The sequence below is a fragment of the Hymenobacter lapidarius genome, assembly GCF_001816145.1.
Taxonomy (GTDB): Bacteria; Bacteroidota; Bacteroidia; order Cytophagales; family Hymenobacteraceae; genus Hymenobacter; species Hymenobacter lapidarius.
This window is the reverse complement of sequence record NZ_MDZB01000056.1, coordinates 1-463: the sequence shown is the minus strand read 5'-3', so window position 1 is coordinate 463 and position 463 is coordinate 1. Positions and strand designations below refer to the sequence as shown.

At 47.9% G+C, this 463-nt stretch carries 1 tRNA gene and 1 rRNA gene; both read right to left on the bottom strand.

What is annotated here, in order from left to right:
* Positions 1 to 199: 199 nt before the first annotated feature.
* Positions 200 to 273: transfer RNA gene (locus tag BEN47_RS02570), tRNA-Ile, on the bottom strand.
* Between the two features lie 98 nt (positions 274 to 371).
* Positions 372 to 463, bottom strand: a 16S ribosomal RNA gene (locus BEN47_RS02565); the annotation flags it as partial.

Genomic DNA, 463 nt, shown 5'->3' with positions numbered 1-463 from the left:
GCTTTCGTAGCACCCCATCGCTAGGGTTTGCTTACCTTATTACTAAGGACAAGCGCGCTACGCTTCGTTTTTGTTACCCCTTACGTCAAAGAACGTGTATCACTCTGGTGTTTAGTGATGTCGTAGCTAAGCTCCAATTGAGTTTAGCCGGTTTGTACTGCTGAATCCGGAACTTTTCAGACCACCCGGCCAAGCCAAGTGGGCCTGCGTGGACTCGAACCACGGACCTCTACATTATCAGTGTAGCGCTCTAACCACCTGAGCTACAAGCCCGTATTCGGATTCAAAATTATTTGAATGAAGGAAAAGACCAATAGTAATTCCATTACTACTGCAATACATTATTGAACTCACGAGTCGAACTGCTCCAGAAAGGAGGTGATCCAGCCGCACCTTCCGGTACGGCTACCTTGTTACGACTTAGCCCTAGTTACCTGTTCTACCCTAACTGGCTTCGTTGCGG